Origin of the sequence: Blautia sp. Marseille-P3201T, assembly GCF_900120295.1 — a bacterium.
Classification (GTDB): Bacteria; Bacillota; Clostridia; order Lachnospirales; family Lachnospiraceae; genus Blautia.
Genome location: NZ_LT635466.1, coordinates 86,203 through 100,494, shown reverse-complemented (window position 1 = coordinate 100,494; position 14,292 = coordinate 86,203). Strand labels below are relative to the sequence as shown.

At 43.4% G+C, this 14,292-nt stretch carries 16 protein-coding genes; 7 read left to right on the top strand and 9 right to left on the bottom strand.

Annotated elements, in window-relative coordinates; translation table 11 throughout:
* Positions 1–2 precede the first annotated feature (2 nt).
* The 9 genes from BQ7352_RS02065 to cptIN form a co-directional block, all read right to left on the bottom strand.
* A complete protein-coding gene (locus BQ7352_RS02065; RefSeq protein ID WP_031476011.1) occupies positions 3–1,571 on the bottom strand; it encodes a recombinase family protein in 1,569 nt (522 codons plus the stop codon).
* Positions 1,571–1,987: an integrase gene (locus tag BQ7352_RS02060; protein WP_009242888.1), complete on the bottom strand. Its 417-nt coding sequence runs from the start codon at positions 1,985–1,987 to the stop codon at positions 1,571–1,573. The genes BQ7352_RS02065 and BQ7352_RS02060 overlap by 1 nt, the downstream gene beginning before the upstream one ends.
* 4 nt (positions 1,988–1,991) lie before the next feature.
* The gene (locus BQ7352_RS02055) at positions 1,992–3,551 is read right to left on the bottom strand and encodes a recombinase family protein (protein ID WP_031476013.1); all 1,560 of its coding nucleotides are present in this window, start codon (positions 3,549–3,551) and stop codon (positions 1,992–1,994) included.
* Positions 3,552–3,603: 52 nt separating this feature from the next.
* On the bottom strand, positions 3,604–3,810 hold the full coding sequence (locus BQ7352_RS02050; protein WP_031476015.1) for an SHOCT domain-containing protein: 207 nt from the start codon (positions 3,808–3,810) through the stop codon (positions 3,604–3,606).
* 116 nt (positions 3,811–3,926) lie between these two features.
* Positions 3,927–4,898 (bottom strand): GH25 family lysozyme, encoded by a 972-nt coding sequence (locus BQ7352_RS02045; RefSeq protein ID WP_031476017.1) that lies wholly within the window; start codon positions 4,896–4,898, stop codon positions 3,927–3,929.
* Between the two features lies 1 nt (position 4,899).
* The gene (locus BQ7352_RS02040) at positions 4,900–5,313 is read right to left on the bottom strand and encodes a phage holin family protein (RefSeq protein ID WP_031476019.1); all 414 of its coding nucleotides are present in this window, start codon (positions 5,311–5,313) and stop codon (positions 4,900–4,902) included.
* Between the two features lie 79 nt (positions 5,314–5,392).
* On the bottom strand, positions 5,393–5,986 hold the full coding sequence (locus BQ7352_RS02035) for a hypothetical protein (RefSeq protein ID WP_330390342.1): 594 nt from the start codon (positions 5,984–5,986) through the stop codon (positions 5,393–5,395).
* A 14-nt stretch (positions 5,987–6,000) separates the two neighbouring features.
* A protein-coding gene (locus BQ7352_RS14245; RefSeq protein ID WP_143143368.1) for an IS3 family transposase occupies positions 6,001–7,145 on the bottom strand; the annotation gives its coding sequence in 2 pieces (ribosomal slippage) (positions 6,001–6,905 and positions 6,905–7,145; 1,146 coding nt in all).
* Between the two features lie 21 nt (positions 7,146–7,166).
* The gene (gene cptIN / locus BQ7352_RS02020; RefSeq protein WP_242948497.1) at positions 7,167–7,418 is read right to left on the bottom strand and encodes a type III toxin-antitoxin system CptIN family toxin; all 252 of its coding nucleotides are present in this window, start codon (positions 7,416–7,418) and stop codon (positions 7,167–7,169) included.
* A 291-nt stretch (positions 7,419–7,709) separates the two neighbouring features.
* Here cptIN and BQ7352_RS02015 point away from each other — a divergent pair, with 291 nt between their 5' ends.
* The 7 genes from BQ7352_RS02015 to BQ7352_RS15045 all read left to right on the top strand — a co-directional run bounded on the left by BQ7352_RS02015 (position 7,710) and on the right by BQ7352_RS15045 (position 14,287).
* Entirely contained in the window at positions 7,710–9,392 is a 1,683-nt protein-coding gene (locus BQ7352_RS02015; protein WP_072446555.1) for a recombinase family protein, read from the top strand.
* 212 nt (positions 9,393–9,604) lie between these two features.
* Positions 9,605–9,826 (top strand): CYTH domain-containing protein, encoded by a 222-nt coding sequence (locus tag BQ7352_RS02010; protein ID WP_200791358.1) that lies wholly within the window; start codon positions 9,605–9,607, stop codon positions 9,824–9,826.
* The gene (locus BQ7352_RS02005; RefSeq protein WP_072446552.1) at positions 9,819–10,421 is read left to right on the top strand and encodes a DUF4956 domain-containing protein; all 603 of its coding nucleotides are present in this window, start codon (positions 9,819–9,821) and stop codon (positions 10,419–10,421) included. Before BQ7352_RS02010 ends, BQ7352_RS02005 begins: the two co-directional genes overlap by 8 nt.
* A 13-nt stretch (positions 10,422–10,434) precedes the next feature.
* Complete coding sequence (locus BQ7352_RS02000) at positions 10,435–12,348, top strand: carbohydrate-binding domain-containing protein (protein ID WP_072446550.1); 1,914 nt, start codon at positions 10,435–10,437, stop codon at positions 12,346–12,348.
* Positions 12,345–13,391: a bifunctional glycosyltransferase family 2/GtrA family protein gene (locus tag BQ7352_RS01995; protein WP_072446547.1), complete on the top strand. Its 1,047-nt coding sequence runs from the start codon at positions 12,345–12,347 to the stop codon at positions 13,389–13,391. The genes BQ7352_RS02000 and BQ7352_RS01995 overlap by 4 nt, the downstream gene beginning before the upstream one ends.
* A 9-nt stretch (positions 13,392–13,400) precedes the next feature.
* The gene (locus tag BQ7352_RS01990; RefSeq protein WP_330390341.1) at positions 13,401–14,153 is read left to right on the top strand and encodes a phosphodiester glycosidase family protein; all 753 of its coding nucleotides are present in this window, start codon (positions 13,401–13,403) and stop codon (positions 14,151–14,153) included.
* Positions 14,066–14,287, top strand: coding sequence for a phosphodiester glycosidase family protein (locus BQ7352_RS15045; RefSeq protein WP_330390340.1), 222 nt, complete (start codon positions 14,066–14,068; stop codon positions 14,285–14,287). Before BQ7352_RS01990 ends, BQ7352_RS15045 begins: the two co-directional genes overlap by 88 nt.
* The last annotated feature ends 5 nt before the right edge of the window (positions 14,288–14,292 follow it).

Sequence of the window (14,292 nt, the reverse complement as noted above, 5' to 3'; positions counted from 1 at the left end):
TTTTATGATTCTATGTCGATTGTAATGCCGGACTTGAATTCCACGGTGAAGTGGTCGGCAAAGACGGTGATCTTCTCGATGAGCTTTTTGACCAGCGCTTCATCAAACTGTGTTATGTCGGTTTCCTGCTCGGAGATGAAGTCCTGCAGCTCCTTGATCCGGTTCATGGCTTCTTCCCGGTGGTGGCTGTCAAGCTCTGATTGTTCTTTCTGTTCACGGAGCCGGAAAATCTCATCAGCGATGGCGTCATAGTCCTGTTTGTTATTTGCCTTCTTGATGAGCTCTTTTTGAAGTTCCTCCAGCCGTGCCTGAATGCCGTCCGGTGAGAGAGTGTCAGCGTTAACCACGGCCTTGGCTATGTTCTGCTGTAAGGTTTTCAGGAAAAAGTCCCGTTCAGTAAGAATCTGATGGAAGGCCTTGACCGTGACTTCCTGCAGCAGGAGCTCGTTGACCGTCCGGTTGGTACAGTCCTTTTCAGCGGAGGAGGGCTCCAAGCGACTGATGCAACGCCAGACGATGGACTTGCAGCCGTGGTTGTTCCAGTGAACGCGCCTGTAAAGCTCGCCGCAGTCTCCGCAGAAAACCATCTGTGCAAAACAGTGATTGCAGGAGAAGCTGCGTTTCTTGCCGGTCGGGCTGACGTGGACTACCCGGCGACGGACAAGCTCCGCCTGCACCTGCATGAAGAGCTCTTTCGGAATGATCGCTTCATGGTCGCCCTCGACGTAGTATTGAGGAACGGTGCCGTTGTTCTTGATGCGCTTCTTTGTCAGGAAGTCTGTGGTGTAGGTCTTTTGCAGGAGTGCGTCACCCATGTATTTCTCGTTGCGGAGAATCTTGTTGATGGTGCTGGTGTGCCATTTTGTCTTGCCAGCGCCGGTGAGGATACCGTCAGCCATAAGCCCGTCGGCGATCTTATCCATGCTGGAGCCTTCGAGGTATTCCCGGTAGATGCGCTTTACGATTTCTGCCTGCTCCGGATCGATGATCAGGTGCCCATTTTCATCCTTGGTGTATCCGAGGAATCGATTGTGATTGACCTGCACCTTACCTTGCTGGTAGCGGTACTGCAGTCCCAGTTTGATGTTCTGGCTCATTGACTGGCTTTCCTGCTGGGCAAGGCTCGCCATAATCGTGATCAGCACCTCGCCCTTAGCGTCCAGCGTGTTGATGGCTTCCTTCTCAAAATAAACAGGTATGTTCTTATCCTTCAGCTGCCGGATGTATTGCAGGCAGTCGAGAGTGTTTCGAGCAAATCGGCTGATGGACTTGGTGATGACCATGTCGATGTTACCAGCCATGCACTCGTCGATCATTCGATTGAATTCATCACGCTTTTTTGTGTTGGTGCCGGAGATACCGTCGTCTGCAAATATGCCCGCCAGCTCCCATTCCGGATTCTTTTGAATGTACTCGGTGTAGTGCGTGACCTGAGCCTCGTAGCTTGTTTCCTGTTCTTCGGAATCCGTGCTGACGCGGCAGTAGGCTGCAACACGGAGTTTTTTCTGCGCTGATTGCTTTACTGTATTTCCGACCTGCCGTCTGGCCGGAATCACCATTACATTTCCCATTAGCTTACCTCGCTTTCAATGAGGCTGTAGAGGTATTCTGCCTGCAGCCTCGGATCTTCATAGTGTTGCTCTGCCGCAGCCATACGAAAGCCGGTAGGAGACGCTGCGGGTTTTACACTCTTTTTCCTGTTCAGCCTGCCAAGTTTCCCGGCGCGTTCAAATCGGATGGCGGCAGCTTTATCGTAGGTTTCCTGATCAATGATAGCCGGGTAAAAGTCGTCTCCGAGGTAGTGCCTGTTTTCCATCAGGCGCTTTGCCGTGCCGTGGTAGGTTTCAATGCCAGCAGCGGCAGCAGCCTTGGCCAGTGCCATCCCGGAGAGGTAATTCTCATAGAGCTTTCGTATTTTATTGGCTTCATCCTCTTTAATCGTGGCGCAGCCGTTTTCAATGCTGTAGCCGTAGGGTGTATGTCCCATGTATTCACATCCTTTCTCGAAGCGTCAGACCGCATTTCAGTTCAAAGCGCACTTCATTTCTGGAGCGGACAATGATGCGGTTCACATATTCTTTAAACAGGTCATCATCGAAGTCCTGAAGTATCCCGCCTTTTTCTGTATAGTGCAGAAGCGCTGTGGCTGCGGTAACCTTTGTTACATCTCCGGAAACAGCGTTTTTTAAGGCGTTGATCTCATCCCGGAAACTGTCTGCCTGCGAAAGCAGCTCGTTCGTCTCTTTGTTGAAAAGGATCGGGTCGATGATGCCCTGTGTCATGAGCTTTGTCAGCGTCTCGCGCTTTTCTGTATTCTGCGCCAATAGGGTCTGTATTTCCTGAATGCGCCGAAGCGAGTCATCAGACGATGTGTTTTTCAATGCTTCAACATATGGCTTTAGGATGATCCGGTGCGCGTAGACCAGCTTGTTCATCATGGTGATGAAAGCCTGCTTCAGATCATCGTCCTTTACAAAAAGCATGTGGCATTTATCCTTATCCTTGATGTGGGTACTGCAGCACCATGCGGTGTATTTGTATCCGGTGCAGCTGTGTATCCGGCGCTTAAAGGTATCGCCGCACTCGCCGCAGATGATCTTCCCGGAGAAGGTGTAGCGATTCTGGTATTTGTCGCTCCCTTTGACGACACCTTTTTCCGTTGCCCGCTGGTGAATAAAAGCGTGAGCGGCTTCAAAGTCCTCCCGGCTGATGATTGCCTCGTGATGATCCTTGACCATGTACTGTGTCTGCTCGCCGTGATTGTTGTGTCGGACAAAGCGTGAATCCGAGTACGTTTTCTGGAAAAGGCAGTCGCCGACATATTTCTCATTGGTGAGCATCCCGCGAATGGTTGTCGCCGTCCAACGTCCGTTTCGCTTGGTAGGAATGCCTCGCCGGTTCAGGTCGTCCGCGATGGCGTGGGTACCTTTACCGGAGAGCAGCGCTGCGAAGATTTCCTTTACCACAGCCGCCTGCTCCGGATTAATCACCATCTGCTCGCCATCCCAATCGTAGCCGTAGGGTGGGTAGCTGACCTTATAGGTGCCACTCTCAAAACGTTTCTGGATTGACCACTTGTTGTTTTCCGATATGGAAACAGACTCGCCTTCGGCCATACTGGAGAGAATTGCCAGAAACAGCTCGCTCTCCATTGAGCCGGTGTTGATGTTTTCCTTCTCAAAATAAATCGGAATGTGCAGGGCGAGCAGTTTTCTTACCAGCTCTAAGCAGTCCGTTGTGTTCCGGCTGAAGCGGCTGATGGATTTTGTGATAACAAAGTCCACTTTACCGGCCTTGCAGTCGTCAATGAGTCGTAGGAGCTCCGGGCGCTTGTCCTTCTTGGTGCCAGTAATGCCTTCATCGAAATAGAGTCCAGCAAACTCCCAGTCATCACGGGATGTGATGTAATTTTCGTAGTGGGTTTTCTGTGCCTCAAGGCTTTCAAGCTGGGCATCGGAATCCGTAGAGACGCGGCAGTAGGCGGCTACCCTGATCTTCTTGAGTTTAACTTTCGAGCTCGGTGTTTCTGCGATTTTCGTGACTTTTTTCAAGGGAAGTCCCTCCTTTCCGTACGTCTATACATCACTCTAAAGCGACTACATATCAAGGGATTTTCGGCATTATTTCCGCGAACAAGGGAGAGAAAGTTTCCCGATTGATGGCGGTTAATTTGTTGAATTCAGCCACAGAAATGAGGCCGTCATCGAGCATCTTCTTTGCGATTGTCTGTGCTCTGCGGTAGTCCAGATCGCCCTGAATCAGCTCCTGCGTGAAATATCCAGATTGAACATTTGTGATTTCGTCTGTCATAACATATCCACCTCCAGTTTCCACTGGAGATGAACTGCCTTTTTGAGCGGAGGAAAATAAAAAAGCCTGCGGGCATTCCGAAGAACACTCGCAGGCATAGCAGATTGGATATTCAGTTATTTCACTCTGATCTTCCAGCCGGTCAGAATAAGGTTGACGTTTTTGATGAGCGTCGGGTTGAGCTTCTGGATCGCCGAAACCGTGGTGCTGTATTTCTTAGCAATTCCGGAGAGGGTCTCACCGCTTTTCACGGTGTAGTAGACAGGAGTAGATTCCTGCTTTTTCACCAGAGCATTGACCTTTGCCTGCACGGCAGAATAATCATACCCTGCAGCGGTGAGGCGTTCTTTGCGGTCGGTTCCGTTTCCCCATTTGCCGTCCAGCACCTCTTGCGCCAGCTCATCTACGGTCTTTGCCGGAGTGACCGGAGCAGGAGTGGCAGGCTTGCTGTCATCGGACGCAGACTTTGTAAAGCCGTTGAAGCCGCCGTTCTGGATAATGGCAGGATAATCCACATAGGCGTAGTCCATATCCACATTACCACTGATGCCGTCAACAGAGCCCTTGGAAGAATACTGCCAGATGCCGTAGTCGCCCTTATAAGAACATTTGCTGGCATACTGCGCTACCCAGTGAGCGTAGGGCGTGAGCTTCGTGTCATCCATGCGTTCCTTGAAGCCGGAAACAGCGGAGCCATAGATCCCGACGAAGTATCCGGCATCCTCCATCGTCTTACAGAAAGCAATGGTGGCCTCAGTGATTCCGGCTTTGACAGAAGCGGGCTGTGCCTCGTTATCCATATAGACCGGATATTCCAGCTGCTTGCCCTTCAGGATATGCAGGAAGCGCTCGGCATCTGCTTTTCCGGCGGCAGCAGTCACGCAGTCTTTTCCGACAAAGTAATAAGCGCCGATCGAGATACCGGCAGCCTTCGCACCTTTGTAATTTGCTTCCCATTTGCTATCCGTATAAAAACCGGCATCGGAGCCGCCAGCCTTGATGATGGCAAACTCAATACCGGCCTTTTTGACCTTATTCCAGTCAATGGTTCCCTGCCAATGACTGACGTCGATTCCTTTTCTCGTCATATTATTTTTCCTCCTCATTGTGACGGTCGTGGAGCTGCTCCAAGACCTCCTTTAATTTCTCCGGTACCGGCAGGCCGAGATGTGCTGCGTTCTCCGTCAGTGACAGGCCTTCATTGGACAGGTAGAAGAAGATGATCGCCGTGCGAAGCACTCCCGGATGTCCAAGTACCTGAACATCAATGACGTTTCCGATGCCTACCAGTAGAAAGATCAGCACCTTGCGGCAGATTCCCTTAAAGCCGACCTCGCTTGAGAGCTTTTTGTCTGAGATGGCACACATGATGCCGGTAAGGTAGTCGCAGACCACAAAGATCACAAGTGCAATCAAGAGCCCGTCACAGCCGCCAAGGAAATAGCCAAGCCAGCCTCCGACAGCGGCAAATACCAGTTGGATCGTGTTCCAGAATTCTTTCATGAGAAAATCCCTCCTTTGTGCAAAATAAAAGCCGCCTGCATTTTGCAGACAGCCTCGTGAACTGAATCCGTGTATGAAGTTATATCTGTTTCGGCAGCGCTTCCCAGAGCCGCATATCCTCCTGTCCCAGCGACCACATGGCAAAACCTCTCACTCCCCAGCGGTAGGCCGCTTCGTTTGCCCAGTAAACGAGCGAATCCACATCCTGATAGTAGAGGATGGAAAAGCCGTCTGCGTCTCCGAGAAAGAGCCTTGCTATCCAGATGTCGATATCCTTTGGCGTGATGGTCACCGTATAATCGTTCCCACAGGTCAGAGCAAGCTCATGGGAGTGGTAGAATTCATAATCCAGCGAAATGCTCTCGCTGCGTGTCGCATCCTCCTCAATATCCGAGGTCAGCGTAAACACCTGAAATTCCGTATCCCATGTGACATTCGACCGACTGATCCTGCCATACTGCGTAACTGTGCCGTCCGGGAAGGTAACATCAAAACGCTCATAGGGCTCGTAAGTCCACGCATCGCCAAGACGGAGCAGTTCGCAGACCGTCCGGTTATCTGACCGGTATCCGGCATAGCCTCCGGAAAAGCCGCTGACCGTAGCGGTGAAGCGAAGCGTATAGGAAGAACCAGAATAGACACGCACTGTAGTGGTCAAGCATTTTTGTAACACTTTGTTCGAAAAATTCACCCGGCATATCTGGCTTCAAATGGTGTTTTCCAATCATTGTATGAATGAGGGCGGACATGATTATACCATACATACACATAGCGGTTTAGTGCTTCATCTAAGCTGGCTGCATCATAAAAATGATTGGGATATATCAATTCATTTTTTAGTGTATTATAGAAACGCTCCATCGGTGCGTTATCATAAGGACAGCCTGCCTTACTCATGCTTTGACAAATTCCCTTACTTTCACAATAATTGATAAAATCCCAAGATGTAAACTGGCAGCCTTGATCACTATGTAAAATCAATCCTTTTGCAGGCTTTTCTGTCAGCAGTGCTTTCTCTAAAGTTGCCTTTGCCAGTTCTGTATTGATATAGTCTGAATTTAAACTGGCAACTACACTGCGGTCATATAAGTCAAGAATAGAGCAGTTATAACGCATTTTTCCGTTCCCCATACGGATATAGGTAAAATCTGTACACCATATCCGGTTTGGTTTTGGGCAATGGAAGTTCTGCTTTAAGAGGTTTGGGAAAATCTTATTTTTTATTCCATGGACATACGTCGGCTTTTTTCTCATAATCATTGCATGAAGCCCCAGGATTTGGTTCATATATTTATGAACAGTAGTTTTACTTAAAGAAATCCCCTGTCTTCTCAGAAAAATCATCATAGGTCTATGTCCTAAAATTTGGTTATTATTATAATAAATAGTTTTAATCTGTTCAAAAACCTGTTGCCGATGTTGCAGAAAGGATTTTTTTCGGTTTTTCCGGTAGTTATAATAAGCATTGGGATAAATATGGAAACGCTGGAATAACCAGCGCAGCCCAAAGAAATCCTTATTTTCATCAATAAATCGATAAGCCTCTAATCGATTTCCTTTGCAAAGAATGCCGCTGCTTTTTTTAAGAAAAGATTTTCCTTTTCCAGTTCGTGGATACGCTTCTGAAGTTCGTGAATTTCCTTTGCATTTTCTGAAAAAGAGGGAGAGGTTTGTGGCTTTGTAAACTGGCATTCTTCGCTGTATTTTTTCACCCATCCTACGAGGGTGGATTTTGCAACATGGTATTCTTTTGAAAGTTTTGGATAGCTGGTACCTTTTAAATATTCCTGTACCATCTGCTTTTTAAATTCTTCGCTGTACTTTTTTGTCATGGTGGGTTCTCCTTGTTCGTTTTATTCTATTTTATCCGAACGGAATGTTACAACTTTAGTATACCACAACACTTGCTTATCGTGGATTGCTTTAAACTTTTCTACACGTGAACTTAATGGAACCATCCATAACAGGGAAGTCTTATTGTCACGCAGACAGTAAAAAGTGGGACGATATGTACCGCCTTCTTTATTCTGCATTAAGTTGGTATCCTGTACTTTTTCAAAATATTCATCTTTAATATGGTAAACGTAGCCCTCTTGATATATCATGTTCATCACCTATAAAATAAGCCCTGCCATGCGACAGGGCTGAAATTTTCGAGCCGGATATTTATTAGACGCTTCCGGTGAGCGAACAATATTTTCGAGCCGATCACTTGTAAGCCGCCAACGGTGGGCGAACAATATTTTCGATGACAGAAGTTCTGTCTCTATCATTATTATATGATTGCAATAAAAATATGTCAATAAGAAATAAAAAGAAGTATTAATAATAGTTGGAATAAGTACTAAAATATAATTGGGACAAAGAAACAGAACTATTATAGTGTGGAGAAGAGAATGAAGAATAAAAAAATTAAATGTGATATTTATACCAGAGTATCCACAACCATGCAGGTAGATGGTTACAGCTTAGATGCTCAGAAAGAAAAATTAAGGCGTTATGCAGAGTTTCAAAATATGGAAATTGTAAATGAGTATTCAGATGAAGGTAAATCTGGAAAAAGCGTAGAGGGAAGACCTGAATTTCAGAGAATGCTGGATAATATAGAGAATGGCACAGATGAGATACAGTTTGTACTGGTATTCAAACTTTCCAGATTTGGTCGTAATGCGGCAGATGTTTTGAATTCTTTGCAGAGGATGCAAGACTTTGGGGTGAACCTGATTTGTGTCGAGGATGGGATTGACAGTTCCAAGGATAGTGGAAAGCTGATGATTTCCGTTCTATCTGCGGTAGCTGAGATTGAACGAGAGAATATCCTTGTTCAGACAATGGAGGGACGTAAACAAAAAGCCAAAGAGGGAAAATGGAATGGTGGATTTGCTCCATATGGTTATGAACTGGTAAATGGAGAATTGCAGATCGCAGAGGATGAAGCAGAGGTCATACGTCTGATTTATGATAAATTCATTCATACGAATATGGGAATTGCTGCGATCGCCATATGGCTCAATCAGCATGGATATAAAAAGAAAAAGAGACAGAATAATACACTGGATGCATTTGCCGCTTCTTTTATAAAAGGTGTTTTGGACAATCCGGTTTACTGTGGGAAACTGGCTTACGGACGAAGAAAGAATGAAAAGGTTGCTGGAACACGAAATGAATACCGTATTGTAAAACAGGAGAATTATATGTTATATGATGGTATTCATGAAGGGATTATCTCAGAGACAGACTGGGAACTGGCACATCAGAAAAGGGTAAAAAATGGAGTGAAATATGAGAAGATCCATAGCTTAGATCATGAACATATTTTATCCGGAATCTTGAAATGTCCGCTATGTGGAAGTGGAATGTATGGAAATGTGAACCGAAAGAAAAAGAAAGATGGAACTTTGTATAAGGATTATTTTTATTATGCCTGCAAACACCGTCGTTTAATGAATGGTCACAGATGTGATTACCATAAGCAATGGAGTGAGGATAAGGTCAATAATGCAGTTGAAGAGGTTATCCGGAAACTGGTACAGAATCCTAAATTTGAAGAAGCCATCCGAAAAAAGATTGGTTCAAGGATTGACACAAATGAAATTGAAAGAGAAATCGAAAATTTGGAAAAGCAGTATCGTCAGTTGACGGGAGCAAAAGCAAGGCTTGGTCAGCAGATGGACAGTCTGGATATTACAGATAAATTTTATGAAAAGAAATATCAGGATATGGAAACTCGCTTATATAGGTTGTATGATGAAATTGAAGGCGTGGAAAATAGTATAGAAGAAATTAAGAAGCGTTTGCTGAATATTAAGCAGCAGAAAATATCAGAAGAAAACATCTATCAATTTCTTTTATATTTTGATAAACTATACGATAAGTTTACCGATTTGGAGAAAAAAGAATTTCTTAACAGCTTTGTAGAACGGGTGGATATTTATGAGCAGGAGCAGCCGGATGGTAGATTCCTGAAGCACATAAAGTTCCGCTTCCCAGTGTATTTTGGAGACAGGGAAACACAGGAACTTTGTTGGGACAATGAAAGTACCGTTGAAACAATCTGTCTTTTGTCAAAGAAATCTTGATGTTTTTGTAATTTGATAATGTAAATATTGTTTTACTATGTGGACAGGATTATATAGAATTAAAATGCTTTTGCTAAATTGTTTTATACTTTTTAGCAAAAGCATTTTTGCGTTTGTGACGGAAAAATAAAAAAACAGAAAAGCTTTAAAGTTCAATTAAGGTTAAGAGAGTATTCTGTGTATGTAAAATACAAAAGCACGGGAGGAATACGATGACCTATCAAAGTACTTTTAAGCATTACGAATTAAAATATCTGCTTAACAGGCAGGAAAAAGAACAGCTTCTTTTTACAATGAAACCGTATATGAAAGTGGATCATTTTGGAAGAAGCGTTATAAGAAATATTTGTTTTGATACAGACACATTCCGGTGGAATAGCCCACTTGGACGCATGCTGACAAAAACAATACAGGGAGGATATAGCAATGTTTAATACTTTATTTCATGGAATTTTTGATACAGATATGACTAGTGTGATTTCCGTTTCAGACTTTTTATTGTGTGTGGGATGCGCTCTTGTTATAGGACTGATTTTGGCGGGAGCTTATATGTATGGAACGAAATATACCAAGAGTTTTGTGGCAACGCTGGCTTTGCTTCCGGCAGTTGTCTGCGTGGTAATCATGATGGTCAATGGAAATGTGGGAACCGGAGTAGCAGTGGCAGGAATGGGATATTTGGCTTATGCGCTGTTATCAGCAGTAATTCTCGGAGGAATTATGCTGATTTATAACCGTATGGATTTTGGAACAAAAAAGAATGCTGAACGCTATAAAACTTTACATATCACAATACCGGAAGATTTGGATTACAGTGGAGTATTTGACAAAATATTGAAAAAATATACGACAGAGTATGAGGTTGTGCAGATTAAGACTACAAACATGGGAAGTTTATTTAAACTTACTTATAATCTGATATTGAAAGATCCAGGAAAGGAAAAAGAATTGATTGATGAACTCCGTTGCAGAAATGGAAACCTGGAAATTAATATTTGCAGACAGGAAACGATAATCGGAGAATTATAGGAGGCGATGACGGATGCAAAAAAGAGAAATTTTACTGCTTTTTCTTATTGGAACTTTGATGCTGCCGGGATGCAGTACAAAGACAGACCAAGAAACCCGGCAGAATACAGAAACCAAAGCAACTGAAAGCAATTCTGTTACAGAAATTGATACTTCGAGTATGTTCTCAGAACGAGACAAAGAGACAGGATATGAAGAAACGGAAAGCGTCAAAATTCAGTTATCAGATGCTGGATCTGTGTGTAAATCAGATGCTGTATCTATTACAGAAAATACGGTGACAATTAAAGAAGCGGGGACATATGTGCTTTCAGGTTCACTCTCAGATGGTATGGTGATTGTAGAGGCGGAGGATACAGACAAAATTCAACTTGTATTAAATGGTGTAATGATTTCCAACTCTCAGTCGGCTGCTTTATATATTCGCTCTGCGGATAAGGTATTTGTTACCACAGCTGCAGGAACGGAGAATAGTCTGGAAAATGCAGGTGCTTATGTTGCTGTCGATGATAACAATATTGATGCAGCGGTATTTTCAAAATCAGATATTACCTTTAACGGGGAAGGAACACTTACGGTTTTGGCGAAGGAAGGACACGGAATTGTATCAAAAGACGATCTTGTATTTACAAGCGGTAACTATGAGATTACAGGTGCAAGTCATGGAATTTCAGGAAAAGACAGTGTCCGAATTGCCGATGGTTCTTATACCATTGTATCAGGAAAAGATGGAATTCACGCAGAAAATACAGATGACAGTAATGCGGGGTTTGTTTACCTGGCAGGAGGAACTTTTGATATTACTTCACAGCAGGATGGAATTAGCGCAAGCGCATGGCTGCAGGCAGAAGACGGAACTTATACTATTTTAACTAGAGAAGGCAGCAGCAGTGTACAGAGTCAGAAACCATTACAGTCAACGGAGGAGGAAAATACAACAAGTATTAAAGGAATAAAGGCGACTACACAGATGGTGTTAAAAGGCGGAACCTATACCATTGATGCAGAAGATGATACATTGCATTCCAATGGAAACCTTACTGTTAGTGGCGGTACTTATACCTTGTCATCAGGAGATGATGGGATCCATGCAGATGCGAATGTAATGATTTCCGGTGGAAATATATCAGTTGCTCAAAGTTACGAAGGAATTGAAGGTTTAAGTATTGATATTACAGAAGGTGAGATTTCTGTTCTGGCATCTGATGATGGAATAAATGCTGCCGGAGGGAATGACAGCAGCGGTTTTGAAGGTCCTGGAGGTGACCAGTTTGCAGCAACAGAGGGTGCTTATATCAATATTGCAGGAGGCACACTTCATATTAATGCTTCTGGGGATGGTGTTGATTCTAATGGAGATATTACCGTTTCCGGTGGGGAAACTTATGTCTCAGGTCCTACGAATGATGGAAATGGAACGTTAGATTATAATGGAAGTGCGACAGTTACCGGAGGGATTTTTGCGGCTTCTGGCTCTTCCGGTATGACAGAAAACTTTGATTCTTCTTCAACGCAGGGATGTATTATGATAAACGTAGATGCACAGGAGGCAAATACGGATATTGTACTTTTAGACACTAGTGGCAATGAGATTTTAAATTGGACAGCAGAGAAAACATATTCTTCAGTAATTATAAGCTGTCCGGAAATCAAGGAAGGAGAAACTTATACGATAAAAGGCGAAACTGTAGAGCAAAGTATCACCATGGATAGTTTGGTTTACGGAAGTGGTTCTCCCGCAGGAGGAGGCCATGGAAATGATGGCGGAGACAGAGGAGAAATGCCGGAGGACGGTATGCGGGGCGGACCTGGAAAAGGGCAGGCACCGGGAAATATGGAAAATCCTCCGGGGAATACTCCGCCGACAGATCAGACAGAGAATGACAGTATAGAAAATGGTACGGCAGAAGAAAGGACTGATCTATGAGATCCTATTTAAAAATTGCGTTGATACCTGCATACAATCCGGAACCATGTCTGTTAGATTTAATACAGAAATTAAAAGAAAAAGATTTCTGGATTTTAGTTGTGGATGATGGAAGTACGCAGGAACATAAAAAAATTTTTCAAGATATGGATGAGAGAGTGCTTGTGCTTACCCATAACCAAAATAAAGGGAAAGGAAGGGCTTTAAAAACAGGTTTGCTTTATATTCAAAAACATATATCAGGGGATTATATTGTAGTGACAGCAGATGCAGACGGTCAGCATAGTCCAAATGATGTAGAAAAGGTATGTAAGGCAGCGCAGAGGCATCCGGGATGTTTAGTTTTGGGAAGCAGAAAACTGCAAAAAGAAACACCTTTAAAAAGTAAATTGGGCAATGGGATTACCCGCATGGTCTATGTACTTATTACAGGTATCAACCTTTATGATACACAGACAGGTCTTCGGGCTTTTGACAATACACTTCTTCCGGAACTCATTGAGGTTTCGGGTGAAAGGTATGAATATGAAATGAACGTGCTGTTGGAATGTTCCAGAAAAAAGGTTCCTATGAAAGAAATCGAGATTGAGACCATTTATATTAATGAAAATTCAGGTTCCCATTTTCATCCGTGGAAGGATTCTTACCAGATTTATAAAGAAATTTTTAAATTTTCGGTCTCATCTTTTTTGAGTTTCCTTTTGGACTATGGAATGTATATCCTGTTGCTCTGGTTTACGGGAGGGTTTTCTGAACGCATTTCCCTCTTAGTGTCTAATGTTGCAGCAAGAATAGTAAGCGGATGTTTTAATTATCAGGTCAATCGAAAACTGGTCTTTCAAAAAGAAATAAATTCTATGAAATCAGCAGTGGAATATGTTTTCCTGGCTGCAGTAATTTTATTAGGGAACACTTTGGCTTTAGAACTGCTGGTGCATCTTGGAATGAACCAGTATATTGGAAAACTTTGTATAGAACTATTGTTTTTTATTATGAGCTGGTTTGTTCAAAGGACATTTATATTCAAGCAAAAAAAGGAGTAGATAGTTAAAATGTTCAGATATTTAAAAGCACATTGGCCGGGTATCTTGTATGGTGTTTTGCTGACTGGTTTTACCATATATTTAGTAATGGATACGTTTTTGATCTCAAAGGTTTATCGTTTGGCAGAGCAAAAAGAAACATCAGGGACATATTCTAATGTAACAGAGACATCAAAAACATTTTATGAAGATGACCAGATTTCTATCAAGTTAACAGAATACCGTGAGGAAGATACTACGATTTATGTGGCAGATGTTGTACTTTCTTCACCGGAATATCTCAAGACTGCTTTTGCAAAAAACAGCTATGGGAAAAATGTAACAGAAAAAACTTCAGAAATTGCAGCAGAAAAAAATGCCATATTAGCAATCAACGGAGATTATTATGGAGCTCAGGAAAAAGGCTATGTTCTCAGAAATGGAAATTTGTATCGAAATGAAGCAGAAGAAGGGCAGGAAGATTTGGTTATTTATCAGGATGGGAAGTTTGGGATTATTTCGGAGGAAGATATTACGGCAGAAGAACTTTTAGAACAAGGTGCACAGGAAATTTTGTCTTTTGGTCCTGCTCTTATACAAGATGGAGCTATTTCTGTGACAGAAGAAGAGGAAGTGGGAAAAGCGATGGCAAGCAATCCAAGAACTGCCATTGGAATTATAGACGATTTCATTATGTGTTTGTTGTATCAGATGGACGTACTGAGGAAAGCGAAGGACTATCTCTTTTGGAACTGGCAGAATTTATGGATACGCTTGGCGTAGAAACCGCATATAACTTGGATGGCGGCGGTTCTTCCACTATGTACTTTAATGGAGAGGTTATTAATAAACCGACAACCAGTGGGAGAAACATAAAAGAAAGGAGTGTAAGTGACATTGTCTACATCGGGTATTAAAAAAA

Excerpts from the sequence above, each read along its gene's own strand:
- BQ7352_RS02005 (WP_072446552.1), top strand. The coding sequence starts at position 9,819 with ATGTTTAATACTTTATTTCATGGAATTTTTGATACAGATATGACTAGT.
- cptIN (WP_242948497.1), bottom strand. The coding sequence starts at position 7,418 with ATGATATATCAAGAGGGCTACGTTTACCATATTAAAGATGAATATTTT.
- BQ7352_RS02060 (WP_009242888.1), bottom strand. The coding sequence starts at position 1,987 with ATGGGACATACACCCTACGGCTACAGCATTGAAAACGGCTGCGCCACG.
- BQ7352_RS01995 (WP_072446547.1), top strand. The coding sequence starts at position 12,345 with ATGAGATCCTATTTAAAAATTGCGTTGATACCTGCATACAATCCGGAA.
- BQ7352_RS02015 (WP_072446555.1), top strand. The coding sequence starts at position 7,710 with ATGAAGAATAAAAAAATTAAATGTGATATTTATACCAGAGTATCCACA.
- BQ7352_RS02065 (WP_031476011.1), bottom strand. The coding sequence starts at position 1,571 with ATGGGAAATGTAATGGTGATTCCGGCCAGACGGCAGGTCGGAAATACA.
- BQ7352_RS02040 (WP_031476019.1), bottom strand. The coding sequence starts at position 5,313 with ATGAAAGAATTCTGGAACACGATCCAACTGGTATTTGCCGCTGTCGGA.
- BQ7352_RS01990 (WP_330390341.1), top strand. The coding sequence starts at position 13,401 with ATGTTCAGATATTTAAAAGCACATTGGCCGGGTATCTTGTATGGTGTT.
- BQ7352_RS02045 (WP_031476017.1), bottom strand. The coding sequence starts at position 4,898 with ATGACGAGAAAAGGAATCGACGTCAGTCATTGGCAGGGAACCATTGAC.
- BQ7352_RS02050 (WP_031476015.1), bottom strand. The coding sequence starts at position 3,810 with ATGACAGACGAAATCACAAATGTTCAATCTGGATATTTCACGCAGGAG.
- BQ7352_RS02010 (WP_200791358.1), top strand. The coding sequence starts at position 9,605 with ATGACCTATCAAAGTACTTTTAAGCATTACGAATTAAAATATCTGCTT.
- BQ7352_RS02000 (WP_072446550.1), top strand. The coding sequence starts at position 10,435 with ATGCAAAAAAGAGAAATTTTACTGCTTTTTCTTATTGGAACTTTGATG.